Below are 22,621 nucleotides of genomic sequence, written 5' to 3' on the forward strand. Positions count from 1 at the left end.
CAAGTGGCCGAACAAGCGCCGGGAGTGCGCATCGACGGCCTGACGGTCGTCTACAAGACCCCCGCGGGCGAGCTGCCCGCCGTCCGGGACGTCACGCTGACGCTGGAGCCGGGCACGATCACCGGCATCGTCGGCGAGTCCGGCTCGGGCAAGTCCACGCTGGCGCTGTCGCTGCTCAACGCGGTGCAGCCGCCGGGCAGGATCGCCGCCGGCAGCGTCGAGATCGACGGTCTCGGCGACGTGACCGGTTTCGCCGGCGAGGAGCTGCGCAAGGCCCGCGGCCGGCACATCGGGTACGTCTTCCAGGCCGCCCAGAACTCGCTCAACCCGCTCAAGACGGTCGGCAAGCAGCTCCTCGACCTGGGCCGCTCGCACGGCGTGGAGGACCTGCGCGGCCTGGTCCGCGAGGCGAAAGAGCTGCTCGGCCGCATGGGCCTGGACGGCGCGCGCGTGCTCGACTCGCACCAGCACGAGCTGTCCGGCGGCATGCGCCAGCGGGTCGGCATCATGCTGGCGCTGGTGCTCAACGCCCACCTGGTGGTGCTCGACGAGCCGACGACCGCCCTGGACATGATTACCCAGGCGAACATCCTGAAGATCGTCCGCGAGGTGCACGCCGAGCGCGGCCTGACCACGCTGGTCATCACGCACGACATCGGCGTCGTGGCCGAGGTCGCCGACCGCCTGGTCGTCATGTACGGCGGCCGCCTGGTCGAGCAGGGCCCCACCCGCGACGTGCTCGGCTCCCCCAGCCACCCCTACACCCGGGGCCTGATCAGGGCCATCCCCCGGCTCGTGGGCGACATCGCCGAGGCCCAGGCGCTGCCCGGCCGGCCGCCGACGCTGGCCACGGTGCCGAAGGAGGGCTGCGTGTTCAGGGAGCGCTGCGCGCTGCGCATGGACGTGTGCGACACCGCGGACCCGCAGGCCGTGGCGCATGGATCGAGGGTCGTGGCCTGCCACGCCGTGACCGTGAAGGAGCACGCGTGATCACCGGGACCGGCATCGTCAAGACGTACAAGCAGCGCGGCAACGTGCTGGCCGGGCGGGAGGTGCGGGCGCTGCGCGGGGTGGACTTCTCCATCCCCAAGGGCGGCGCGGCCTCCTTCATCGGCGAGTCCGGCTGCGGCAAGACCACGCTGGGCCGGATCATCGCCGGGCTGGAGACCTACGACGAGGGCGAGATCGTCATCGGCGACGTGTCCATGTCGGGGCTCAAGCAGAAGAAGCGCCAGCCGTACTTCCGCAAGATCCAGATGATCCACCAGGACCCGTACTCGGCGCTCAACCCGACCCGGACCATCCACCAGACGCTCTACGCGCCGCTCAGCCTGCGGGCCGGGCAGACCGGGCGGTCGAAGGAGTGGATCGAGGAGCGGGCCGCCGAGGTGCTGTCGATGGTGGGCCTCGACCCGGGCTCGGTGCTGGGGCGCTACCCGCACCAGCTCTCGGGCGGCATGCGGCAGCGGGTGGTCATCGCCCGCGCGCTGACCGTCGACCCGGAGATGCTGGTCGCCGACGAGGCCGTCTCGATGATCGACGTCTCGCTCCGGCTGGGCATCCTCGCGCTGCTGAAGGACCTGCGCGAGCGGCTGGGCGTGAGCGTGCTGTTCATCACCCACGACGTGGCCACCGCCCGCTACATCGGCGACGACGGCGAGCTCTACGTCATCTACCGCGGCCAGGTCGTCGAGCGCGGCCCGGTGGACACGGTCATCGCCGACCCGGTGCACCCGTACACGCAGTCGCTGCTGTCGGCCATCCCCGTTCTGCACGGCCTGGAGGAGCCCGGCGCGCAGCCGGTGACGCCCCTGGAGTCGCTGGACGAGAGCAAGGCCGACGAGGGCTGCCTGTTCGCCCGCCGCTGCCCCTTCCGCGGCGAGCGGTGCGCGGGCGAGCGGCCGCTGCTGCAGATCACCGAGGGCGTGCCGCAGCAGCACGCGTGCTTCTACCCCGAGCGGCGTGACGTGATCGCGCGCCCGATGAGCGAGGTGTGATGTCGCCCACCGTCCGCGGCGCGGACCTGGCCGAGGCCGCCCGGGTGGCCGCCGCCGCGCTGACGCTGGACGCGCCCGAGGCCCCCGGCCTGGTCCGGCGCCTGGCCGAGCCGCCCGCCGAGCGCCGCTGGACGGCGCTGGCGACCGACGGCGGGGTGGTGATGACCTCGGTCTCGTCCAAGGACCCCGAGGTCGGGCACCTGGACCTGCTGGCCGTGCACCCCTCGGTCCAGGGCCGCGGGCACGGGCGGGCGCTGGTGGGGGCGGCCGAGGAGTGGCTGCGCGGGCACGGCGTGCGGCAGGCGCGCTTCGCCGGGAACCCGCCCTGCTACGCCTGGCCCGGCATCGACGTGCGGTACACCGCCGCCGCCTGCCTGGCCGAGAGCCTCGGCTACGAGCGTTACCACGTCGCCTGGAACATGACCGCCGACCTGCGGGCCGACCTGTCCGTCGAGGACGACCTGGCGCGGCTGGAGCGGGCGGGGGTCACGGTGCGGGCGGCGGGCGCCGACCGCGCGGCCGTGGCCGCGTTCGTCGAGGAGCACTGGAACGAACGGTGGGCCTGGGAGGCGGCCAACGCGACCGGCCTGCACTACGCCGAGCGCGACGGGCGCGTCCTGGCCTTCGCCGCCTGGGGGGCGCGGCCGGCCTGGTTCGGCCCGATGGGCACCGCCCCGGACGCCCGCGGGCTCGGCCTCGGCGGGGTGCTGCTGCGCCGCTGCCTGGCCGAGCAGCGGGCCGCCGGTCAGGACAGCGCCGAGATCGGATGGGTGGGGCCGTTGCGGTTCTACTCGCGCGCCGTGGGCGCGCGAGCCGAACGCGTCTTCTGGCTCTACCGGCGCGATCTGGCGTGATGTCAGCTGTAGAGCAGATGTCCTTCGGGACGGCCGGGCGGCGGGCACAGCTCGCGCGGGTCGTCCCCGGCCTCCAGGCAGCGCGTGAGCGTGTCGGAGCCCCAGAGCAGGTCGAGGAACAGGTCCTCGCCCTTCCAGACCAGGTCGTCCGGGTAGAGGACGCGGGCCGTGTGCAGCATCGACAACCCGGTCAGCACCGGCCGGAAGGCCCGCTGGTCGTGCACGTGCAGCTGCACCCCGCGGACGGGCAGGCCCGCGTGCTTGTGGAACGTCGGGGTGAACCAGGTGTCCCTGAACCGCACCCCCGGCAGCTCCAGCCCGTTCAGGACGGCCGCGTAGCGCTCGTCCGCGTACGGCGCCCCGACCAGCTCGAACGGCCGGGTGGTGCCGCGGCCCTCGGAGAAGTTCGTGCCCTCGAACAGCCCGGTGCCCGGGTAGACCAGCGCGGTGTCGGGGGTCGGCATGTTGACCGAGGGCATCACCCAGGGCAGGCCGGTCTCCGCCCAGCTCATGTCCCGCCGCCAGCCCTCCATCGTGACCACCCGCAGGTCGGCGTCGAAGCCGAACAGCGCCGCCAGCTCCCCCGCGGTCCTGCCGTGGCGCACGGGCAGCGGGAAGCGGCCCACGAAGCTGGCGAACGCCGGGTCCAGCAGAGGGCCCTCCTCGACGGTCCCGCCCAGGGGGTTGGGCCGGTCCAGCACCACGAACCGCAGGCCCAGCCGGGCGGCCGAGGCCAGCAGGTCGTACATGGTCCAGACGAAGGTGTAGAAGCGGGCGCCCACGTCGGCGATGTCGAAGACCAGCGTGTCCACGCCGGAGGCGGCGACCACGCGGTCGAGGTCGTCGCCCGACAGCTCGTGGGTGTCGTAGACCGGCAGTCCCGTCGCGGGGTCCACCGCGTCGCGCTCGCTCGATCCCGCCTGGGCCGTGCCGCGCAGGCCGTGCTCGGGGCCGAACAGCGCGGTCAGGGGCAGGCCCGCGGCCAGCAGGGCCTCGGTCGTGGGGGTCAGGTCGGGCAGGACGCCGGTGGGATTGGTGATCAGGCCGAGACGGGCGCCGCCGGCCAGCGCGGGGTCCGCGGCCAGCCGTTCGGCTCCGGTGCGTACGTGTGACATGGATCCATTGTCTGAAAGATATTTACAACTGAGAAGTAAAGGGTGGAAATTAGCGTCATGATTGATCCGCTGCCCGAGCTGTCCACCGAGCAGAGCGATCCCCGCTACAGCCAGATCGACCGGCTGCCGACGGAGCAGATCGCCCGACTGATGAACCAGGCCGACGCCGAGGTGCCCGTGGCCGTGGCCGCGGCCGTCCCGGCGATCTCGGCGGCCATCGACGCGATCGCCGCCCGGATGGCCGAGGGAGGCAGGCTGCTGTACGTCGGCGCCGGCACCTCGGGACGGCTGGCCGTCCTCGACGCCAGCGAGTGCCCTCCGACGTTCGGCACCGACCCCTCGCTGGTGCAGGGCGTCATCGCGGGCGGGCCGGAGGCGCTGACCCGGTCCATCGAGGGCGCGGAGGACGACGCCGAGGCGGGCGCGGCGGCCATGAAGGACCTGGAGGTGGGCGCGCTCGACTCGGTGGTGGGCGTGTCGGCCAGCGGGCGGGCGCCGTTCGTGCTGGGCGCGCTGGCCGAGGCCGCCGGCCGGGGGGCGCTGACCGCGGCGCTGTCGTGCAACACGGGCGCGCCGCTGTCGGCCGCCGCCGAGCACGGGATCGAGGTCGTGGTGGGGCCCGAGGTGGTGGCGGGCTCGACCAGGCTCAAGGCGGGCACGGCGCAGAAGCTCGTGCTCAACATGATCTCGACGATCTCCATGGTCAGGCTGGGCCGGACCTACGGGAACAAGATGATCGAGATGTCGGCCATGAACAGCAAGCTCGCCTCCCGCGCGCTGCGCATGGTGAGCGAGATCACCGGGGCCGACGCCGCGACGGCGGGCGCGGCGCTGGAGGCGGCCGGCGGCCAGGCGAAGACGGCCGTGGTGATGATCCAGCACGGCCTGGACCCCGACGCGGCCCGCGCGCTGCTGGAGTCGCACGGAGAGCGGCTCAGCGACGCGCTCAGCGGCTGACGTACCCGGCGGGACACACCGGGGCACAAAAGGGGACTGACGAGGGGGGAACGGGGATGTCGGACCGGCTGGAGCGCCTGCTGGCCGCCGCGGTGCCCGAGGTGTGCCCGGCGGCGGTCGCGCTGATCGCCGTCCACGGCACGGTGGCCGCCGCCGCGGCGGCGGGCGAGCTGGTCAGGTACACCGACGCCGAGCCGGCCACCGGATCGGGCACCGGATCGGGCACCGGATCGGACGCCGTCCCGGGGGCTCCCGGGACGCTCGCCGCCGAGCGGCCCCCCGCGCGCCGGGACTCGGTGTTCGACCTGGCCTCGGTCAGCAAGCTGTGCACCACCGCGGTGGTGCTCTCGCTCACCGAGGAGGGCCTGCTGGACCTGGACGAGCCGGTGCGGGCGTGGATCCCCGGGGCCGACCCGCGGATCACGCTGCGCCGCCTGCTCACCCACACGGCGGGCCTGACGCCGACCCGCCGGATCGACCTGGAGCTTCCGCAGGCCGGGCCGGACGAGCGCATGGCCGCGATGCTCGCCACGCCGGTCACCGGCCCGGTCGGCGGCCCCTACCTCTACAGCGACGTCGGCATGGTGATGGCCGGCCGGATCGCCGAGCTGGCCGCGTCCGCCCCGCTCGACGTCCTGGTCCGCGCCCGGATCACGGACGTGCTCGGCCTCCCCGGCACCGGCTACCGCCGGGTCGGCGGCGGCGGGCGGGCCGAGCGCGTCGCCGCGACCGAGTTCAAGCCCGAACGCCCCGGCCCCGGCTGCGTGCGCGGCGAGGTGCACGACGAGACCGCGCACGCCCTGGGCGGGGTGGCCGGGCACGCGGGCCTGTTCGCCCCGGCGGACGACCTGCTGGCCTTCGGGGAGGCGCTGCGGCTGGGCGGGGGCGCGATGCTGAGCCCGTCGAGCGTGGCCGAGATGACCCGCGACCAGGGGACGGAGGGGGCCGCGTTCCGGCACGGGCTCGGCGTGCGGATCGGCGACCCCGGCATCGTGGGCCCGCTGGACGGCGCGTACGGCCACTCCGGGTTCACCGGGACGTCGCTGGTGGTCGATCCGGCCCGCGGGCTGACCGTGGTGCTGCTGACCAACGCCGTCCATCCGGTGCGCGGGCGGCCGGGGATGCGCGAGCTGCGGTGCGCGGTGGCCGCCGAGGCGCTGCGGCACGTAGCGTGAACGCATGCCCGTGCAGCTGAACCACACCATCGTCGCCGCCACCGACCGGGACGCCACGGCCGCCTTCCTGGTCGACGTCCTCGGCCTGGAGCCCGCGCCGGTCTACGGCCCGTTCCGGGTCGTGACGCTGGCCAACGACGTCTCGCTCGACGTGATGCAGGCCGACGGCGAGGTGACCCCTCAGCACTACGCCTTCCTCGTCGGCGAGGAGGAGTTCGACCAGATCTGGGGGCGGATCAGGAGCCGCGGCCTGACGTTCTGGGCCGATCCGGGGCACACCAGGCCCGGCGTGATCAACACCCACGACGGCGGCCGCGGGCTCTACTGGTCGGGCCCCGACGGGCACAACCTGGAGATCATCACGGTCCCCTACGGCGGTTAGGGCGCCAGCGCCTCCATGGCCTCCTCGGCCCGGCGCATCGCCTCCCCGGCGTCGGCGGTGACGATCTCCCGGTCGAAGTTGAGGTCGTGGAAGACGTCCGTGACGCCCTCGGCGGCCAGGGCGGCGACGTCCTGCCTGATCTGCTCGTAGGTGCCGGTCAGCGGCCGGCGGGCGTCCTGAGCGCCGTCGGGCCGCACCTGCGTGACGCCGCGGCACACGAAGCGGAACGAGGCCGCCTCGCGCCCGGCGCCGGCGATCGTCTCCTTGATCAGCCCGATCCGGCCCGCGACCGCCGACAGGTCCTCCCTGCTGGAGCTGATCCAGCCGTCGGCCAGCCGGCCGGCCCGGCGCAGCGCGACCTCGGCGGTGCCGCCCAGCAGGATCTGCGGCGGCCCCGGCGCCGGCTTGGGGTCGATGTGGGCGGCCGGCACCCGGTAGAACTCGCCGTCGTGCTCGACGACGTCGTCCGTCCACGCCTTGCGCAGCAGCTCGACGAACTCCTCGCCCCTGCGCCCGCGCCGCTCCATGCCGACGCCCGCGGCCTCGAACTCCTCCGGCACCCAGCCGAGCCCGATGCCGGCGCTGACCCGGCCGCCGGAGAGCGTCTGCAGGGTGGCGAGCTGCTTGGCCAGCACGACCGGCTGCACGTACGCGTTGACCACGGCCACGCCCAGCCGGATCGTCCGGGTGAGGCCGGACAGGTGCGCCAGCGTGACCAGGGGGTCGTGCACGCTGCGGTAGGTCGGCCCCATGGGATGCCCGACGGGGTACAGCAGCCGCTGGAACGTCCACAGCTCGTGGTAGCCCAGCTCCTCGGCCCGCGTGGCGATGCGGCGCATGTTCTCCGGCGTGGCCCAGGGCCCTGACTGGGGTACGGCGAAACCGATTCTCATGCTCCCAGTGTGACCGAACCGGGTTCGCGATCTCCCACCACACGAAAGGTACAAGATCGACAAAAGGGGCATCTTTTTGATCAAGAAGCGCTACCGTGGAAATGATCAACACGGTGCGCCCGCGCCGTGCCCCACGAGGAAGGACGATGCATGCGACAGAAGTCCGCACGGCTCGGCGTGGCACTGGCCATGGCCGGGGCCCTCGCCGTCGGCACCCTCTCCGTCGCCGCTCCGGCCGGCGCCTCGGCCACGAGCTGGACCCCGTACCAGGCGTACCGCACGCTGCAGAACTGCGTGTCGGCGGGCACCACCCTGCTCGTCACGAAGGGCTACAAGGAGTACGAGTGCCGCTGGGACAGCCCGTACTACATGCTCTGGCTGCGGAAGTAGCCGCGGCGGGCGGGTGACCGCGGTCCTGCGTCAGGGCCCGGCGCGGCTCGATCCGGCGCGTCAGCCGTGCCCCCGCTCCCGCCGCGCGCGGGCCCGCGCCCGCTCCAGCGAGGTCGCCCGCGCCAGCGCCGCGCGCGCCCGCTCGATCTCCTCCCGGCCCGGGGCGTCCGGCGCCTCGGGCTCGACCGCCCACCGCGCCGGCTCCTGGGCGGCTTCCCCGCCCACGCGCCGGCGCGCCGCCGGGCGCCGCTCCCGGCGGCGCCGCGCGGCCTCCTGATCGTGCTCGCGCATCGCCTGGGCGGCCCGCGGCGAGCTCGCCCTCAGCCACTCGCGCGCCAGCGCCGCCCACTCCCTCGCTTCGGCCATCACGACGGCATTTACCCCCAACACTGCCCAATACTCTGTACGAGTGGGTCTAGAGGAGGAGCTTGCGGGCATCGCCGCGGCGTACGGCGGCACGGGCGAGCCCGTGCGGCACCAGACACGCACCGACGTGGTCGTGTTACGGATGGGCGAGGTGGTGGTCAAGGCCCACTCCGCCCGCGACGAGGTGGAGCCGCTGCGCACCCGGCTCAGGGCCGCCGCCGCGGCCGCGGTCAACGGCGTGCTGCTGGCCCCGCTGGAGGCCGAGGTGCTGACGGCGGCGGGCCGCGCGGTCAGCGTCTGGCCGGCCGGCCGCCCGGTCCCCCACGACGATCCCGGGTCCGCCCCCTGGGAGGAGGGCGCACGGCTGCTGGCCCGGCTGCACGCCGTCCCCCTGACGCTGGTGCCGCCGATGCCGCCCGCCGGGGGCCCGGCGCGGGCCGCCCGCGCGGTGTCCAGGATGAACGGCGACGGCCCGGTCGAGCAGCTCGTCCGGCACGCGTTCAAGGAGCTGCCCGAGCCCGCCCCGGCGCCGGGCCTGCTGACTCACGGCGACTGGCACCTGGGCCAGCTCGTCTGCCGCGACCGGTGGCTGCTCATCGACGTCGACGACCTGGGCGTCGGCGACCCGGCCTGGGACCTGGCGCGACCGGCCGCCTGGTACGCGGCGGGCCTGCTGGAGCCGGCCGTCTGGGAGCGGTTCCTCGGCGCCTACCTGGCCTCCGGCGGCCCCGCGCTCGGCCAGGGCGACGATCCCTGGCAGCGGCTCGACCTGCCGGCCCGGGCGCTGACCGTCCAACTGGCCGCGGTGGCCGTCTTCAACGCCGAGCGCGAGAACCGGGAACTCGACGAGGTGGAGCACGCGTTAATCGAATCGTGCAGCAGAATCGTCCGAGCGTGACGGGGGCCGCACGCGGTAGGTTTCAGCCTGAGACCCCGGATCCAAGGAGAGCGACTTAGATGCAGTGCCCGAAGTGCCGCGGCAACATGCGGACATATGAGCGCAACGGCGTCCACATCGAGCAGTGCGACAACTGCCGTGGGATCTTCCTCGACTATGGCGAGCTGGAGACCCTGACCCGCATGGAGTCGCAGTACCACGCCGCTCCGCCGCCGCCCCCCGCCCCCGGGCCGGCCTGGGGCGCTCCCCACCACGGCGGTCACCACTACGGCCACCACCGCCAGCGCAGCTGGGTGGGCATGCTGTTCTCGACCTGATCGCCCCGGCAGCCGGAAAAGGGCCGCGCGTTCGCGCGGCCCTTTCGCGTGCGCGGGCCCGAACCGGTCAGCTGGGGAAGTCGTCCGGATTGACGGGCGCGGTGCGGGCGTTGCCGCCGGAGATGGCGTGCAGGGTGACCCGCCAGTCGTGCCAGAGGATCTGGGTGGCGGTGACCGTGGTCTTGAACTTCACCGACTTCTGGAACCGCTCGAAGCTGCACTGGCGGCTGAAGGACCTGCTCTTGCCGTCCCAGTCCACGCCGTGGGTGAAGTAGATCTTGTACGTGCCGTCGGGCACGCCCCTGACCTTGAACTTGGTCTTCTTGCGCACGTACACGCTGAAGGTCTTGCCGCCGCCCCTGACCGCCGTGACGACGGCGTCGCGGGTGCCGCCGTTGTCGACCTCCAGCGAGCTGCGGCCGCCGAGGGAGGTCCGGCGGATGAACGCGCCGTTCTTCAGCCGCCTGTTCTGCTTGCCGCCGGCCTTGACGGTGACGACGTCGGCCGGGTAGTCGCCGGCGCTCTGCAGCGCCTCGCCCGCCTTGTTCAGGGCGGTGAGCTTGGTGTTCAGGTCGCTCAGCACGGCCGAGGAGGTGCACAGCTCGCGGCTGCCGACCTTGCCCGCCGTGGAGCCGAGCTCGGCGGCGAAGTCGCGCAGGCTGGTGACGTACGCGTCGTGCTGGGCGCGGATCTCGGCCGGCGGGGCGATCGCGGACAGGGCGTCGGCCGCGCCGCTCAGCGCCTGCTCGGCCTTGTCCACGCGCTGGTTGAGCGCCTGGACCCCGCGCGCGCCGGCCAGCCCGCTGATCGCGCCGGTCATCGCCTTGTGCCTGCTGTCGAGCTCGCCCTTGTACGCCTCCGGCGTCAGGGCGCTGACGGCGGGGCTGGACCCCGACGAGGGATCGCCACTCGGATCGCCACCGGGGTCGCCGAAGGCTCCGCCCTTGCCGTCCGCCACGCCGCTGACCTTCGGCTCACCGCCGGTCAGCGGTGGAGGAGAGGAGCAGGCGGCGAGCGTCACCGTCGCCAGGGCGAGAACGCAGGAGATCAACCGGGGTGAAGCCACCTGCCCCACTATTGCCCGGTTGATCCCCAGACGTCAATTACGATTCGGCCAGTCCCTCATCCCGATCCTGTCGCAGCCACCGGGTGATCCCCAGCGTCTCCAGGAACGGCACGTCGTGGCTGGCCACGACGAGCGCGCCCCGGTAGGCCGCCAGCGCCTGGGAGAGCCGGCGCACGCTGGACAGGTCCAGGTTGTTCGTCGGCTCGTCCAGCAGGAGCAGTTGCGGCGGCGGATCGGCCGACAGCAGCGCGGCCAGCGTCGCGCGGAACCGCTCGCCGCCCGACAGCGTGCCCACGGGCTGGTCGGCCCGCGTGCCGCGGAACAGGAAGCGGGCCAGCCGGGCCCGCACGTCGTTGACCGGGGCCGCCGGCGCCACGGCCCGGACGTTGTCCACGACGCTCAGCGCGTCGTCGAGCACGTCCAGCCGCTGCGGCAGGTACGCCACCGGGACGTGCGCGCCGTGCTCGACGATCCCGCGCAGCAGGGTCGTCTTGCCCGACCCGTTGGGCCCGAGCAGCGCGATCCGCTCCGGGCCCCGGACGACCAGCCGGTCGAGCGCCTTGAGCCCGTCCCGGCCGGGCGTGCCGTCGGAGCCGTCGGGACGTTCAGGACGGTCGAGCGGCAGCGTCAGCACGGTCCGGCCGGCCGGGACGGCGGTGCCGGGCAGCTCGACGCGGATCTCGGCGTCGTCGCGCACGGCCAGCTCCGCCTCGGTCAGCCTGCCCCTGGCCTCGGCCAGCCGCTCCTGGTGCAGCGCGCGGTGCTTGCCCGCCGCCACCTGGGCCTTCATCTTGAGCCCGCCGGCGACGATCTTGGGCACCCTCTTGTTCTCGAACGCCTTCCGCGCGTTGCGGCCACGCCGGTCGAGCTTGGTCCTGGCCTCGATCAGCTCCCGCCGCTGCCGCCGCACCTCGCCCTCGGCGGTCCTGACCGTGCGCTCGGCCGCCTCCTGCTCCGCGGCGACCTGCTCCTCGTAGGCGCTCAGGTCGCCGCCGTACAGGCGCACGGCGGCGTCGCGCAGCTCGGCGATCTGGTCCACGAGGCCGAGCAGCGCCCGGTCGTGGCTGACCACGACCAGCACCCCCGGGTACGCCGAGACCGCGGCGTGGAGCCGCCGCCGGGCGTCCAGGTCGAGGTTGTTGGTGGGCTCGTCGAGCAGCAGCACGGCGGGGCGCTTGAGGATCTGCGCGGCCAGCGCGACCATGACGGCCTCGCCGCCCGACAGCGTCGCGACCGTGCGGTCGAGCCCGACGTGGCCGAGCCCGAGCCGGTCGAGCTCGGCCAGCGCGCGTTCCTCGACGTCCCAGTCGTCCCCGATGGCGGTGAAGTGCTCCTCGGCGACGTCGCCGCTCTCGACGGCGTGCAGCGCGGCCCGCTTCCCGCTGATCTCCAGCAGGTCGGACACCGTGCGGCTGCCCTCCAGCGGCACGTTCTGCGGCAGGTACCCCACCTCGCCGGTGACCGAGACCGAGCCCGATGCCGGGGTCAGCTCCCCGGCGATGACCTTGAGCAGGGTGGACTTGCCCGACCCGTTCGCCCCGATGAGCCCGGTACGTCCGGCGGGGAAGGCGGCGTCGAGACCGTCGAGCACCATGGTCCCGTCGGGCCGGCCGAAGGACACGTGATCGACGACAATGGAAAAAGACATAAAGGCGGCTCCCATCACAAAAATCGAAATTTCGTGACTTGGCGGGAACACCGCTGCGCGCGCGACAACCAGACAGCCTGAGTTGGGAAGAACCGGGGCGAGGAGGTCGCCGAGGTCGGGGTGCGCACGCGACAGAGCCCGTGACCGGGCGGGTAGGCGCGGTGCCCGCGGCCTCAGATCCTCACGTCAACTGCCCCCAGGGGTCGGCGATACAACCCGGACATATTACCCGAATCACGACGGACGGGCAACGCTCCGGGCTCGATGGGCGGCCACGTTGACCCGGTTCGCGCAGATCAGCGAGCAGAACCGGCGCCGCCCGTTCCGCGAGGTGTCCACGTAGACGGTCTCGCATCCCGTCCGGTCGCAGCGCCCGAGCCGCCGCCCGTCGGAGAAGCACACGGCCATGGCCAGCCCGCCCGCGGTGGTGTCCTTGGCCCTGGAGACGATGTCGGCCTCGACGGAGAAGAAGTGCAGGTGGGGTTCGAGGCCGTCGTGCGTGCTGATGTGCGGCCGGGACGCGGTGATCTCCAGCAGCTCGTTGATCAGCCGCACCTGGACGCCGAGGTCGGGCTCCCCGAAGACGGGGGCCAGCCGGCGCGCCCAGGCCGCCAGCTCCGCCGCCTGGGCCGGGGTGACGTCCGTGCGCCACATGGCGTTGGCCGTGAGCGTCTCCCGCACCGCGGCCGGGCTGAAGTCGCTCGCGTTGACCAGGGCCGCGGCGAGTTCGGCGCCGTTGCCGCCGTAAGTGTTGAAATGCACAAGGTCATTACATCAGGTTGGAGTCATGCATCCCGGAGAGCCGCACGACCCCTTCGCCCTGACCCTCGTCTCCTCCCACCGCACCTCCGAGGGCCTGGTCTCCTACCTGCGCTGCGCCTGCGGCGCGTGGGAGGTGCGCACGTCCAGGACGGTCGCCTCCGCCGGCCCGCCCCCGGCCGGCGGCAGGTCGATCACGGCCATCGACTGATCAGGCGCACTCGTCCTAGAGTCGGCGGCACACCCCTCAGGAGGTCAGGCATGTCCAGCATTCCCTCCCTGCTGCGCGACCGGATCGCGGCCACCCCCGACGCCGAGGCGTACCGGGTGCCGTCGGGCGAGGCGTGGACCTCCCTGTCGTGGAGCGAGGTCGGCGAGCGCGTCCGCGGACTGGCGCTGGGGCTGGCCGGGCTCGGCGCGGGGCCCGGCCGGCGCGTGTCGATCCTCTGCTCGACCAGGCTCGAATGGATCCTCGCCGACCTGGCCGTGCTCTCCACGGGCGCGGCCACCACCACCATCTACCCGTCGAACACGGCCGCCGAGTGCGCCTTCGTCATCACCGACTCCGGCAGCACGATCGTCATCGCCGAGGACGACGAGCAGGTGGCCAAGCTCAGGTCCGTGCAGAAGGAGCTGCCCGACGTCACGTGCGTGGTGGTCGTGGACGGCTCGGCGAGCGAGGACGGCTGGGTGGTCACCCTCGACTCGGTCGGCCACGGCCAGGGCGGCGCGCCCGAGGACTACGACGCCCTGGTGGACGCCATCGCCCAGGACGACCTGGCCACGCTCATCTACACCTCCGGCACCACCGGACGTCCCAAGGGCGTCGAGCTCACCCACGACAACTGGCTGTTCGCGGCCGGCTCGGTCCGCGAGATCGGCCTGCTGTCCCCCGACGACCTGCACTTCCTGTGGCTGCCGCTGTCCCACTCCTTCGGCAAGCTGCTGGAGGTCGTGATGATCGACATCGGCGTGCCGACCGCGATCGACGGCCGTCTCGACCGCATCGCCGACAACCTGGGGGCGCTGCGCCCGACCGTGATGGCCGCCGCGCCGCGCATCTTCGAGAAGATCCACAACACCGTCGTCGCCACCGTGCGCCGCGAGGGCGGGGTCAAGCTGCGCATCTTCGAGTGGGCGCGGGAGACCGGCCTGCGGGTCAGCAGGGCGCGGCAGCGCGAGGCGGCCGTCCCGCTCACCACCCGGGTCGAGCACGCGCTGGCCGACCGGCTGGTCTTCGCCAAGCTGCGGGCGCGCTTCGGCGGCCGGATCCGCTTCTTCATCTCCGGTGCCGCGCCGCTGTCGCGGGACGTGGCCGAGTTCTTCGACGGCGCCGGCCTGACGATCCTGGAGGGGTACGGCCTGACCGAGTCGTCGGCGGGCAGCTTCCTCAACCGTCCCGAGTCGGTGCGGTTCGGCACGGTCGGCCCGCCGCTGCCCGGCACCGAGGTCCGCATCGCCGACGACGGCGAGATCCTCATCGGCGGGCGCGGCGTGATGCGCGGCTACCACGGCCTGCCCCAGGAGACGGCCGAGGCGCTGACGGACGGCTGGCTGCACACCGGCGACATCGGCGAGCTCGACCCGGCCGGCCGGCTGCTGATCACCGACCGCAAGAAGGAGCTGATCAAGACCTCGGGCGGCAAGTACGTCGCCCCCACCTACCTGGAGGGCCGGATCAAAGCCGCCTGCCCGTTCGCCTCACACGTGTTCGTGCACGGCGACCGCCGCAACTACGTGACGGCGCTGGTCACCCTCGACATGGACGTGGTGCGCCCGTGGGCCGAGGCCGAGTCGCTGCCGGCCGACCCCGAGGCGCTGTGCGGGCACCCGCGCATGCGCGAGGAGGTCGACAAGGCGATCCGGCAGGTCAACGCCGACCAGGCCAGTTACGCCACCGTCAAGAAATTCGCGATCCTGGCCGGCGACTTCACCGTGGAGACCGGCGAGCTGACGCCCAGCCTCAAGATCAGGCGCAAGGCCGTCGAGGAACGCCACGCCGACGTCCTCGACGGCTTCTACACCGACTGACAGCGCCGCCGGACGGCGGGTCTGGTGCGAGGGCCCGCCGTCTCAGTCCCGGCGGGAGGGCTTGCGGAACTGCTCGATCAGCGCCGTGTAGCCCTCGCCGCCGTGGCCCGCCGCGACGGCCCGGCCGGCCAGCTCCCTGATGAAGCGCGGCAGCGTGGCGTCGACGCCGTGCGACTCGCTCTCGTGCACGAGGTGGTCCATGGCCGCCACGTGCGTGCCGAGGGTCGAGTCGGTGGCCGGGTGCGCGCCCTCGTCGATCTGCCGCGCGTAGCCGTCCAGCCAGCCGGCCACGGTCTCGACGCCGTTCCGCGCGACCGGGGCGAACGCCGCGGCCTCCACCCCGGCGGCCCCGAGCAGCGCGGCGCCCTGGAGGAAGCCGTTGAGGATGTTCCACATCAGGCTCAGCACGCCGACGTCGTAGAGCGCCGACAGGCCGTGGTCCGCGCCGAGGTACGTCGTCGCGCCGCCGAGGCTGCGCAGCGCCGGTTCGTGCAGGTCGAAGGCCGATCGCGGGCCGCTGTAGAGCAGGGCGGCCGCCGCGGTGCCGATGGCGGCGGGGGTGGTCATGATCGCGCCGTCGAGGTAGGCGCCGCCGTGCCTGGCCACCCGCTCGGCGGTGTCGCGGGCCTCGGCGGAGGTGCCGGAGGTGAGGTTGACCAGCACCCGGCCGTCCAGGGCGGCGCCCAGCGGGTCGAGGACCTCGCGCACGGCGTCGTACCCGGTGAGGCAGACGACCACGAGCGGGGCGGCGGTCACGGCCTCCAGCGCCGACCCGGCCCGTACGGCGCCCTGCCCGGCCAGCCGGTCGGCCCTGGCCGCCGTACGGTTCCAGACGGTCGTCGGCCGGCCGTCGCGCAGGAACGCCCCGGCCAGCGCCTCCCCCATCAGCCCCAGGCCGAGGACGGTCACGGGGGTACGGCTTTCCTTCGTCATCACAGTCGCTCTCCCAAGGAGGTGGTTCAGCAGCTATGGGAGAATCGTCAACGTTCAGACCGGTATGAAGGTCAAGGGGGACGGCCGTGCTGATCGGTGACCTGAGCCGGCGGACCGGCGTCCGCCCGCACCAGTTGCGCTACTACGAGGCCCAGGGCCTGCTGGAGCCCAGCCGCCGCGCCAGCGGCTACCGCGAGTACGACGACGGGGCCGTGCTGACCGTGGCCCAGATCAGGAAGCTGCTCGACGCCGGGCTGTCGACCGACGAGATCGCGTACCTGCTGCCCTGCGTCACGGGCCCCGACCCCGATCTGGTGCCCTGCCCCGAGCTGCTGGACACGCTGCGCGCCCGGCTGCGCGGCCTCGACGAGCAGATCGACACGCTCACCCGCTCCCGGCGCGCCCTGCGCGGCTACCTGGAGACCACCGAACGGCGCGCGCCGGCCGACGAGGCCGGCCGGGCCCACGCGGAAGCACGGCCGGCCTGATCCGGCGCCGGGAAGGCGGTCAGCAGGACAGGTTGCCGCCGGGGGCGACGCCGAGGATCTGGGTGAACCGCTGGTAGGCGTTGACCCGGCTCTGCACCTGGCCCGGGTTGCCGCCGTTGCACTCCAGGCTGCCGTTGATGCTGCGGATGGTCTCGCCGAACCCGCGGCTGTTGACCATGGCGTCGTGCGGGGTCATGGTGCCGGGGCCGTTCTGGGTCATCCAGTACCACAGCGCGGTCTTCCAGGCCACGGACGCGTTCCGCTCCACCTGCCAGGGGTCGTTCAGCAGGTTGATGCCGAGGGCGTCGCCGGCGGCCTTGTAGTTGAAGTTCCAGCTCAGCTGGATGGGCCCGCGGCCGTAGTAGGCGGCCTGCCCGGCCGGGCAGCCGTAGGGCTGGGTCGCGTCGCAGTAGTGCGGGTAGTTCGCGGTGTTCTGCTCGACGATGTAGACCAGCCCGCCGGTCTCGTGGCTGACGTTGGCCAGGAAGGCGGCGGCCTCCTGCTTCCTGACGGTGGCCGAGCCGGTCCCGGCGAAGGCGGGGAAGGCGGCGATCGCCGTGGTCAGACCGCTGTAGCTGTAGAAGGAGTTGCGGCCGGGGAACATCTGGTCGAACTGCGCCTGGCTCACCACGAAGCCTCCCGGGTCCGGCGGTGTGGTGGGGCCGCCGCCGCCGTCGCACGCGTACGGGTCCCAGTACCAGGTGCTGATCACCGGGTCGTAGCCGGGATTGTCGTGGACGGCGATGTAGTAGTTGCCGTCGGTGTATCGCACGATGCTGCCGGTGGCGTAGTACCGGCCGGCCACCCAGTCCGGGTGGTCGCAGCCGGGCGTGGGGGTACCGCCGCCGCCGCAGGCGCCCTGGTCGGCCCAGACCGCGGCGGTGCCGGGGGTCTCGTTCTGCGTCCACCATTTGGCCGACCAGTTGTGCCCGCCGCTGGACACCACCGCGCCGCCGTTGTAGGCCGTCGAGGCGTTCCACGGCGTCGCGCACGTGGCCGCCCCGGCCGGCGGGGCCGGCACGACGGCCGACAGGACGCCCGCCACCAGCAGCGCGGCGGCGAACAGCGTCAGGCTCCGGCGCACCCCGATCACTTCCCTTCACGGAATCTCTTAAGAAAGTTTCCTAAGAGTTAGCGCGATGGTGGCACGCCTTCGAGGGCCCGGCAAGGCCCAAAGTCAAGCCCGGAGTCAGAGAACGCGCCTGGCCCCCGGCAACGACCGGACCGCGTACGCCAGCCCCCAGCACAACGGCAGCGACACCGCCAGCACGAGCGCGAACTTGACGACCGCCGCCGCGTGCAGCCCCCGCACCGCCCAGGCCGCGGCGACCAGCACCAGCGGGTGGAGGACGTAGACCGCGTAGGCGTTGGCGGACAGGAACCTGCCGCGCGGCCCCTGCCGGTCGAACCGCTCCCTGAACAGCACCACCAGCCCGACGATCATGCCGACGGCGAACACGGACTCCCACAACGCGTTGATCGCGACCGCGACCAGGCCCGTGGTCAGGGCCGCCGGCGGCAGTAACAGCACGGTCGCCACGCCCGCGACGACGAACCCCGCCCGCCCGGCCCGCCTGGGCAGCGCCCCGAACCAGCCGCGCCGGAAGGCGACCACGCCGGCCGCGAACATCGCCGCGTACTGCGGCAGGAAGTAGGGCGTGGGCAGCCCGAGCACCGGCACGTACGTGCCCTGCGGCACCGGGATCCGCCACAGGAGCGTGGCCGCCGCCAGCCCGAGGGTGAACAGCACGACCCCCTTGAGGCTCGGCGCCCCAGCCTCCTGCACGCCGGTCTCCTGCGCGCCCGCCTTCTGCGCGCCGGAGCGGCCCGCGCGCCGCCACCACGCGTAGAGCAGGGCGAAGACGATCAGCACCTCGACGAACCACATCGGCCCCGGGTCCCACGAGACGATGTACCACTTCCAGAACGGCATGCCGTGCTCGCCGATCGTGAGCAGCGGCCGCAGCAGCAGGAGGAAGACCAGCAGCGGCACCCCGAGCCTGACCAGCCGGTCGCGGACGAACGCGCGCCCGCCCTTGCGGTCGTGGGAGCCGGGGGTGAAGAAGCCGGAGATGAGGAAGAAGAACCCCATGAAGAACGCCTGGTTGAAGACCACCAGGATGTCCAGCGCCGTCCCGGAGGGGTCGGCGGCCGGCTCGGTGTAGTACCACAGCGGGATGTCGCCGTACGTGACGGCGACGTGATGGGCGACGACCAGCGCGGTCAGCAGCACGCGCAGGTTGTCGACGGCGAACAGCCTGGTGCCGGTCTCGGTCCTCATCGCCCGCACGCCCTCTCGAACAGGTCGGCCAGCTCCGCGGCGTGGGCGTCGAGGTCGTGGTCGGGGTTCGCCACCCAGTAGGCGAACATGTCGTCGATGGCGGAGAAGTGGGTGATGGCCATGACGCGGCGGTCGAAGTCGCGGAACTCGCCGGTGGACTGGCCGTAGGCGTAGATCTGCTCCATCGCCTGGTAGAGCTCCTCGTTGGCGTTGACGCCGTAGCGCGGCTCCTCGTCGGCGGTGCGCAGGTTGTAGAAGATCTCGCCGAGGGCCTTGAGCCGGGTGCGGTGGTCGCGCATGTGCTCGGCGACGGCGAGGATGTGCGTGCGCACCATCGCGGTGGGGCCTTCGGCGCCCTCGATCCGCGCCATGACGTGTGCGGCGATCTCGCCGTAGACGCTGTTGACCACCTCCTCCATCAGCTCTTCCTTGCCGGCGAAGTGGTAGGAGATGACGCCCTTGCTGATGCCCGCGTGCTGGGCGATGCGTGCCAGCGACGCCTGACCGAACCCGACCTCGGCGATCACCTCCACGGCCGAGGCGATGATCTGCGCCCGCCTGGCCTCCTCGATGAACGAGCGGGTCTTCTGGCCACCCGACTGATTTTCTGACCGCATGGCCAAAATCTAGCACAGGCGGCCAGAAAGCACGGGACTCGGTGACCGCTCGCGGGAGGGCGGGGCGCGGGAGAACGGGAGGCTGCGGGAGGTCAGGAGAGGCGGGTGCGGTAGACGTCTCTGGCCTGGTTCAGGAGGGTGACGTGGTCCGCGAGCTGGGCGGGGGCGGTCAGGCGGGCGTGCGACCTGATCAGCTCCTCCAGCAGGTCCAGCCACTCCAGGCACCAGCGCACGTCGTCCCGCCTGGCCACCCGGCGGCCGGCCACGTCCACGTAGACGGGGCTGGTCAGGGCGTAGCCGGTGCCGGTCATGGTGCGCGGGTGCGGGTCGCAGACGACCTCCGCCAGCACGTACGTCGGCTCGTCCACGCGCAGGTCGACCGTCACGGTCAGCCGCTCCTCGCCGTCCGCGCGGCGCTCGCCCGACGGGAGCCGTTCCGCGCCCGCGCGCACGCCCTCGGCCGTACGGACGCGCACGGCGGCCACCTCCGGGCCGATCGCGGTGGCGGTGACGCGGACGTGGTCGCCGGGGCGGGCGTCGATGACGTGGCCGGGGCCGTGCCCGTCCACCGTCAGCTCCAGCCAGGGGCCGGTGGTGGCGAACGTGCGGCCCGCCCGTACCGCGTCGGCGAACGCGCGGGCGGTCAGCTCGCCCTCCACCCGGGCGTAGACGCGGGCCCAGCCGGGCGGGTTCGACTGGTTGTCCGAACGCGTGAAGGAGATCATCGAGTCCGTCCCGGCGGTGACGGCGAGCCGGTTGCCCGCGCCGATCAGCCGCCGGTAGACGGCCGCCGTGGACGGGATCGAGGCGTGCGTGAGCACGTCGAGGCTGTCCACCAGGCCGAGCGCGGCGTCGGCGACCAGCTCGCGGGCGGCGCAGTTGCGCGGCACCGGGGAGACGACGGCCCTGGGCGGGTCGCCGTCGGCGAGCGGCGTGGCGAAGGGGTGGCTGTAGCCGAGGACCGCGCCGAGGCCGCGCAGCTCGCGCAGCCCCTCGGCGTTCGGCGGCCAGTCGGCGTCGCCGGCGAACCCGGTGTGGAAGCGGCCCGGCGCGCGTTCCGGGGCGAAGGCGTAGACGTGGCCGAGCAGGTCGTTGCGGTACTCGACGCCCATGCGGGCCAGGTGGGTGGCGTCGGACCAGGGCAGGTCCTGCCCCGCCCAGTGGTCGAGGGCCGCCCGGTCGTAGACGCGCGGCCCGGAGACGTTCCCGGCGAGCAGGTTGAGCACGTGCAGGTCCTCGCCGAGCTGGGCGGCCGCCGCGTCGGCGGGCAGGCCGACCAGGTCGCCGGCCCAGTTGAGGTGGACGTGCAGGTCCCCGCCGTACCAGCCGCGGGCGGCGGCGTCGTAGAGGCGTTCAGGGACGAGCCTCACCACGCGTTCCTCGCCTGGGGCGAGGGTGACGTCCAGGGCGGACTCGGCGTACTCCATGCCCCGGGTGACGGTGATCGTCAGCGGTTCGGCCGGGACGTCGAGGGTGCGGCCGTCACCGTGGAAGTAGGGCCTGCCGTGGTAGTCGTGCCGGGCCGGGACGCCGGGCGGGTACCAGCCGCGGCCGTCCCGGGAGGCGACGCTCCACCGGCACGGCTCCCCCGCCACCAGGGTGAGCCGGGCGGCGGGGACCGGGCGCAGCAGGGGATCGAGCCGGACGCGCTGCCCGTCGGCCACGATCACGCTGTCGATGCCGGCCTCGACCAGCCAGGCCCCGTGGGGGGCCAGCTCGCGGCGGGCGTCGTCCACGCTGACCGGGCAGGGGGTGTCGCGGGAGGAGTCGACGAGCAGGAAGATCTTCTCCGTGCCGCGTCCGGCGGGCGGCGGCGGGGCCTGGACGGCCGTCGCGGGCCGGGCGTCCGCGACCGGCACCGCGCCCGTCCAGCGCGGGCCCGGGTGCGGCTCCCCCGGGGCCAGGACGGTGATCGGCGCTCCCCGCAGCTCGATCCGGTCGGGGCCGACGCGCAGCGCGGTCAGGTGCGGCGGCAGGTCGCCGGCGAGGGCGTCGCGCAGCACCCGGTCGTAGTCGGGCTCGGCGAGGTGGGCGGCGAGCCGGTCGATCGGACGGCCGGGGTGCAGCCGCGCGGCCTCCTCGAAGGCCAGGCGCCAGAACGCGCCGAACAGCGAGGGCGGCAGGACCCTGCGCCGGGCGAAGAACTTGACGTAGTGGATCTCCGGCTCGCCCCAGGTGATGCCGTGCTCGGCCAGCAGGCGGCCGTACTCCTCCAGGGCCTCCGCGACCGTTTCGGGCAGCATCGGTTCCGCACACATCTGCGCTTCTCCCCACGTCGGTTGCGCGACATCGTGACATGTCCCGCTCAAGCCGTCGGATCGGAGATGACGCGGCGGATACGGATATTTCTGCCCCGGACGCAAGTCTGTTCCTCCGGGGAGTGGAGACCCCCGGCGACCACCGCCGGGCGTCAGGGCCCGCTAGAACCCGGTCAGCCGGACGTCACGGCCGCCCGAACACCCACAGCCGGACGTCAGGGGCGCTTGAACACCGACAGGAGGCGGTCGGCGGCGAGCGCAGGGGTCAGCTCGCCCGCCAGGACCTCCCGCTCGACCTCCGCCGTGATCGCCGCCACCTGCGGGTCGTGGCGCAGCTCGGCGAGCAGGCGGTCGCGGACCAGCGTCCAGGTCCACTGCACTTGCTGGCGGCGGCGCTTGGCGGCCAGGTCCAGCGCGTCCTGATGGGCCAGGATGCGCCGCCACAACTCCTCCAGGCCGTCCCCGGTGAGCCCGCTGCAGGTCAGGACGGGCGGCGGCCCCGCATCCGAGCGGAGCATGCGCAGCGCTCCGGCCAGTTCCCTGGCCGCCTTCCTGGCCGCGAGCTCGTACTCGCCGTCGGCCTTGTTGACCGCGATCACGTCGGCCAGCTCCAGCACGCCCTTCTTGATCCCCTGGAGCTGGTCGCCGGTGCGGGCCAGGGTGAGCAGCAGGAACGTGTCCACCATGTCGGCCACGGCGGTCTCCGACTGCCCGACCCCGACGGTCTCGACCAGCACCACGTCGAACCCGGCGGCCTCCACCACGACCATGGCCTCCCTGGTCGCCTTCGTGACGCCGCCGAGCGTGCCGGAGGTCGGCGACGGGCGGATGAACGCCGCCGGATCGGTCGACAGCCGGGCCATCCGGGTCTTGTCGCCCAGGATGCTGCCGCCCGTCCTGGTCGAGGAGGGGTCGACGGCCAGCACGGCCACCTGGTGCCCCTGGCCGGTGAGGTACGTGCCGAGCGCGTCGATGAACGTGGACTTGCCCACGCCGGGCACGCCCGAGACGCCCACTCGGCGGGCCCGGCCGGACAGCGGGGTGAGCTCGACGAGCAGCCGCTGCGCCAGCGCCATGTGGTCCGGTCTGGTCGACTCGACCAGGGTGATCGCGCGCGCGATCCACGTACGGGAGCCTGCCCGTACGCCTTGGGCGTAGTCCTCCAGCGAGCGCACGCGGGTCACCCCTTTCTTCTC

Annotated in this window: 24 protein-coding genes; 12 read left to right on the forward strand and 12 right to left on the reverse strand. The window is 73.2% G+C overall.

Going from position 1 to position 22,621, the window contains the following annotated elements; translation table 11 throughout:
• Positions 1-3: 3 nt before the first annotated feature.
• Genes ACIBST_RS01335 through ACIBST_RS01345 form a run of 3 tightly spaced genes read left to right on the forward strand, consistent with a single transcriptional unit; the run spans position 4 to position 2,851 of the window.
• Entirely contained in the window at positions 4-990 is a 987-nt protein-coding gene (locus ACIBST_RS01335) for an ABC transporter ATP-binding protein (RefSeq protein WP_397168066.1), read from the forward strand.
• Complete coding sequence (locus ACIBST_RS01340) at positions 987-1,997, forward strand: ABC transporter ATP-binding protein (RefSeq protein ID WP_397168068.1); 1,011 nt, start codon at positions 987-989, stop codon at positions 1,995-1,997. The genes ACIBST_RS01335 and ACIBST_RS01340 overlap by 4 nt, the downstream gene beginning before the upstream one ends.
• A complete protein-coding gene (locus ACIBST_RS01345) occupies positions 1,997-2,851 on the forward strand; it encodes a GNAT family N-acetyltransferase (protein WP_397168070.1) in 855 nt (284 codons plus the stop codon). Before ACIBST_RS01340 ends, ACIBST_RS01345 begins: the two co-directional genes overlap by 1 nt.
• 2 nt (positions 2,852-2,853) lie before the next feature.
• Here the strand turns inward: ACIBST_RS01345 and ACIBST_RS01350 are convergent, their stop codons facing one another.
• Positions 2,854-3,966, reverse strand: coding sequence for an exo-beta-N-acetylmuramidase NamZ domain-containing protein (locus tag ACIBST_RS01350; RefSeq protein WP_397168071.1), 1,113 nt, complete (start codon positions 3,964-3,966; stop codon positions 2,854-2,856).
• Between the two features lie 57 nt (positions 3,967-4,023).
• Here ACIBST_RS01350 and murQ point away from each other — a divergent pair, with 57 nt between their 5' ends.
• From murQ to ACIBST_RS01365, 3 genes are read left to right on the forward strand one after another with little or no spacing between them, the layout of a single operon-like run.
• Positions 4,024-4,923 carry an N-acetylmuramic acid 6-phosphate etherase gene (murQ, locus tag ACIBST_RS01355; RefSeq protein WP_397168073.1) on the forward strand — a complete coding sequence of 300 codons (900 nt, stop codon included), beginning with the start codon at positions 4,024-4,026 and terminating at the stop codon, positions 4,921-4,923.
• A gap of 56 nt (positions 4,924-4,979) precedes the next feature.
• A complete protein-coding gene (locus ACIBST_RS01360) occupies positions 4,980-6,098 on the forward strand; it encodes a serine hydrolase domain-containing protein (RefSeq protein WP_397168075.1) in 1,119 nt (372 codons plus the stop codon).
• 4 nt (positions 6,099-6,102) lie between these two features.
• Positions 6,103-6,480, forward strand: a complete 378-nt coding sequence (locus ACIBST_RS01365) for a VOC family protein (RefSeq protein WP_364333958.1) — start codon at positions 6,103-6,105, stop codon at positions 6,478-6,480.
• On the opposite strand, the gene ACIBST_RS01370 is transcribed toward ACIBST_RS01365, so the two are convergent.
• Entirely contained in the window at positions 6,477-7,373 is an 897-nt protein-coding gene (locus tag ACIBST_RS01370; RefSeq protein ID WP_397168077.1) for a TIGR03619 family F420-dependent LLM class oxidoreductase, read from the reverse strand. The genes ACIBST_RS01365 and ACIBST_RS01370 overlap by 4 nt on opposite strands.
• A 150-nt stretch (positions 7,374-7,523) precedes the next feature.
• Here ACIBST_RS01370 and ACIBST_RS01375 point away from each other — a divergent pair, with 150 nt between their 5' ends.
• The gene (locus ACIBST_RS01375; protein ID WP_352331431.1) at positions 7,524-7,763 is read left to right on the forward strand and encodes a hypothetical protein; all 240 of its coding nucleotides are present in this window, start codon (positions 7,524-7,526) and stop codon (positions 7,761-7,763) included.
• A gap of 60 nt (positions 7,764-7,823) precedes the next feature.
• On the opposite strand, the gene ACIBST_RS01380 is transcribed toward ACIBST_RS01375, so the two are convergent.
• A complete protein-coding gene (locus tag ACIBST_RS01380; protein ID WP_397168079.1) occupies positions 7,824-8,132 on the reverse strand; it encodes a hypothetical protein in 309 nt (102 codons plus the stop codon).
• Positions 8,133-8,172: 40 nt separating this feature from the next.
• On the opposite strand from ACIBST_RS01380, the gene ACIBST_RS01385 reads away from it, so the two are divergent.
• Both ACIBST_RS01385 and ACIBST_RS01390 read left to right on the forward strand, forming a co-directional pair.
• On the forward strand, positions 8,173-9,027 hold the full coding sequence (locus ACIBST_RS01385; protein WP_397168081.1) for a phosphotransferase family protein: 855 nt from the start codon (positions 8,173-8,175) through the stop codon (positions 9,025-9,027).
• 59 nt (positions 9,028-9,086) lie between these two features.
• On the forward strand, positions 9,087-9,344 hold the full coding sequence (locus ACIBST_RS01390) for a zf-TFIIB domain-containing protein (RefSeq protein ID WP_352331027.1): 258 nt from the start codon (positions 9,087-9,089) through the stop codon (positions 9,342-9,344).
• A gap of 67 nt (positions 9,345-9,411) precedes the next feature.
• On the opposite strand, the gene ACIBST_RS01395 is transcribed toward ACIBST_RS01390, so the two are convergent.
• The 3 genes from ACIBST_RS01395 to ACIBST_RS01405 form a co-directional block, all read right to left on the reverse strand.
• A complete protein-coding gene (locus ACIBST_RS01395) occupies positions 9,412-10,410 on the reverse strand; it encodes a hypothetical protein (RefSeq protein WP_397168082.1) in 999 nt (332 codons plus the stop codon).
• A 37-nt stretch (positions 10,411-10,447) separates the two neighbouring features.
• The gene (locus tag ACIBST_RS01400; RefSeq protein WP_397168084.1) at positions 10,448-12,058 is read right to left on the reverse strand and encodes an ABC-F family ATP-binding cassette domain-containing protein; all 1,611 of its coding nucleotides are present in this window, start codon (positions 12,056-12,058) and stop codon (positions 10,448-10,450) included.
• 234 nt (positions 12,059-12,292) lie between these two features.
• Positions 12,293-12,820 carry a CGNR zinc finger domain-containing protein gene (locus tag ACIBST_RS01405; RefSeq protein WP_397168086.1) on the reverse strand — a complete coding sequence of 176 codons (528 nt, stop codon included), beginning with the start codon at positions 12,818-12,820 and terminating at the stop codon, positions 12,293-12,295.
• Between the two features lie 25 nt (positions 12,821-12,845).
• Here ACIBST_RS01405 and ACIBST_RS01410 point away from each other — a divergent pair, with 25 nt between their 5' ends.
• Positions 12,846-13,028, forward strand: a complete 183-nt coding sequence (locus tag ACIBST_RS01410; protein WP_352354135.1) for a hypothetical protein — start codon at positions 12,846-12,848, stop codon at positions 13,026-13,028.
• 50 nt (positions 13,029-13,078) lie between these two features.
• Positions 13,079-14,848, forward strand: a complete 1,770-nt coding sequence (locus tag ACIBST_RS01415; RefSeq protein WP_397168088.1) for an AMP-dependent synthetase/ligase — start codon at positions 13,079-13,081, stop codon at positions 14,846-14,848.
• A gap of 42 nt (positions 14,849-14,890) precedes the next feature.
• On the opposite strand, the gene ACIBST_RS01420 is transcribed toward ACIBST_RS01415, so the two are convergent.
• The gene (locus ACIBST_RS01420; protein WP_397168089.1) at positions 14,891-15,781 is read right to left on the reverse strand and encodes an NAD(P)-dependent oxidoreductase; all 891 of its coding nucleotides are present in this window, start codon (positions 15,779-15,781) and stop codon (positions 14,891-14,893) included.
• A gap of 86 nt (positions 15,782-15,867) precedes the next feature.
• Here ACIBST_RS01420 and ACIBST_RS01425 point away from each other — a divergent pair, with 86 nt between their 5' ends.
• Positions 15,868-16,269 (forward strand): MerR family transcriptional regulator, encoded by a 402-nt coding sequence (locus tag ACIBST_RS01425; RefSeq protein ID WP_397168091.1) that lies wholly within the window; start codon positions 15,868-15,870, stop codon positions 16,267-16,269.
• Between the two features lie 19 nt (positions 16,270-16,288).
• Here ACIBST_RS01425 and ACIBST_RS01430 read toward each other — a convergent pair whose 3' ends face one another.
• The 5 genes from ACIBST_RS01430 to meaB all read right to left on the reverse strand — a co-directional run bounded on the left by ACIBST_RS01430 (position 16,289) and on the right by meaB (position 22,609).
• Positions 16,289-17,353 carry a glycoside hydrolase family 19 protein gene (locus ACIBST_RS01430; protein WP_397168093.1) on the reverse strand — a complete coding sequence of 355 codons (1,065 nt, stop codon included), beginning with the start codon at positions 17,351-17,353 and terminating at the stop codon, positions 16,289-16,291.
• A gap of 105 nt (positions 17,354-17,458) precedes the next feature.
• A complete protein-coding gene (locus tag ACIBST_RS01435) occupies positions 17,459-18,550 on the reverse strand; it encodes an acyltransferase family protein (RefSeq protein WP_397168094.1) in 1,092 nt (363 codons plus the stop codon).
• Positions 18,547-19,167: a TetR/AcrR family transcriptional regulator gene (locus tag ACIBST_RS01440; RefSeq protein ID WP_397168096.1), complete on the reverse strand. Its 621-nt coding sequence runs from the start codon at positions 19,165-19,167 to the stop codon at positions 18,547-18,549. Before ACIBST_RS01440 ends, ACIBST_RS01435 begins: the two co-directional genes overlap by 4 nt.
• Before the next feature lie 92 nt (positions 19,168-19,259).
• A complete protein-coding gene (locus ACIBST_RS01445) occupies positions 19,260-21,425 on the reverse strand; it encodes a CehA/McbA family metallohydrolase (protein ID WP_397168098.1) in 2,166 nt (721 codons plus the stop codon).
• A 215-nt stretch (positions 21,426-21,640) separates the two neighbouring features.
• Positions 21,641-22,609, reverse strand: coding sequence for a methylmalonyl Co-A mutase-associated GTPase MeaB (gene meaB / locus ACIBST_RS01450; protein WP_397168100.1), 969 nt, complete (start codon positions 22,607-22,609; stop codon positions 21,641-21,643).
• Positions 22,610-22,621: the final 12 nt, after the last annotated feature.

Origin of the sequence: Nonomuraea sp. NPDC049684 (genome assembly GCF_044465345.1) — a bacterium.
GTDB lineage: Bacteria > Actinomycetota > Actinomycetes > Streptosporangiales > Streptosporangiaceae > Nonomuraea.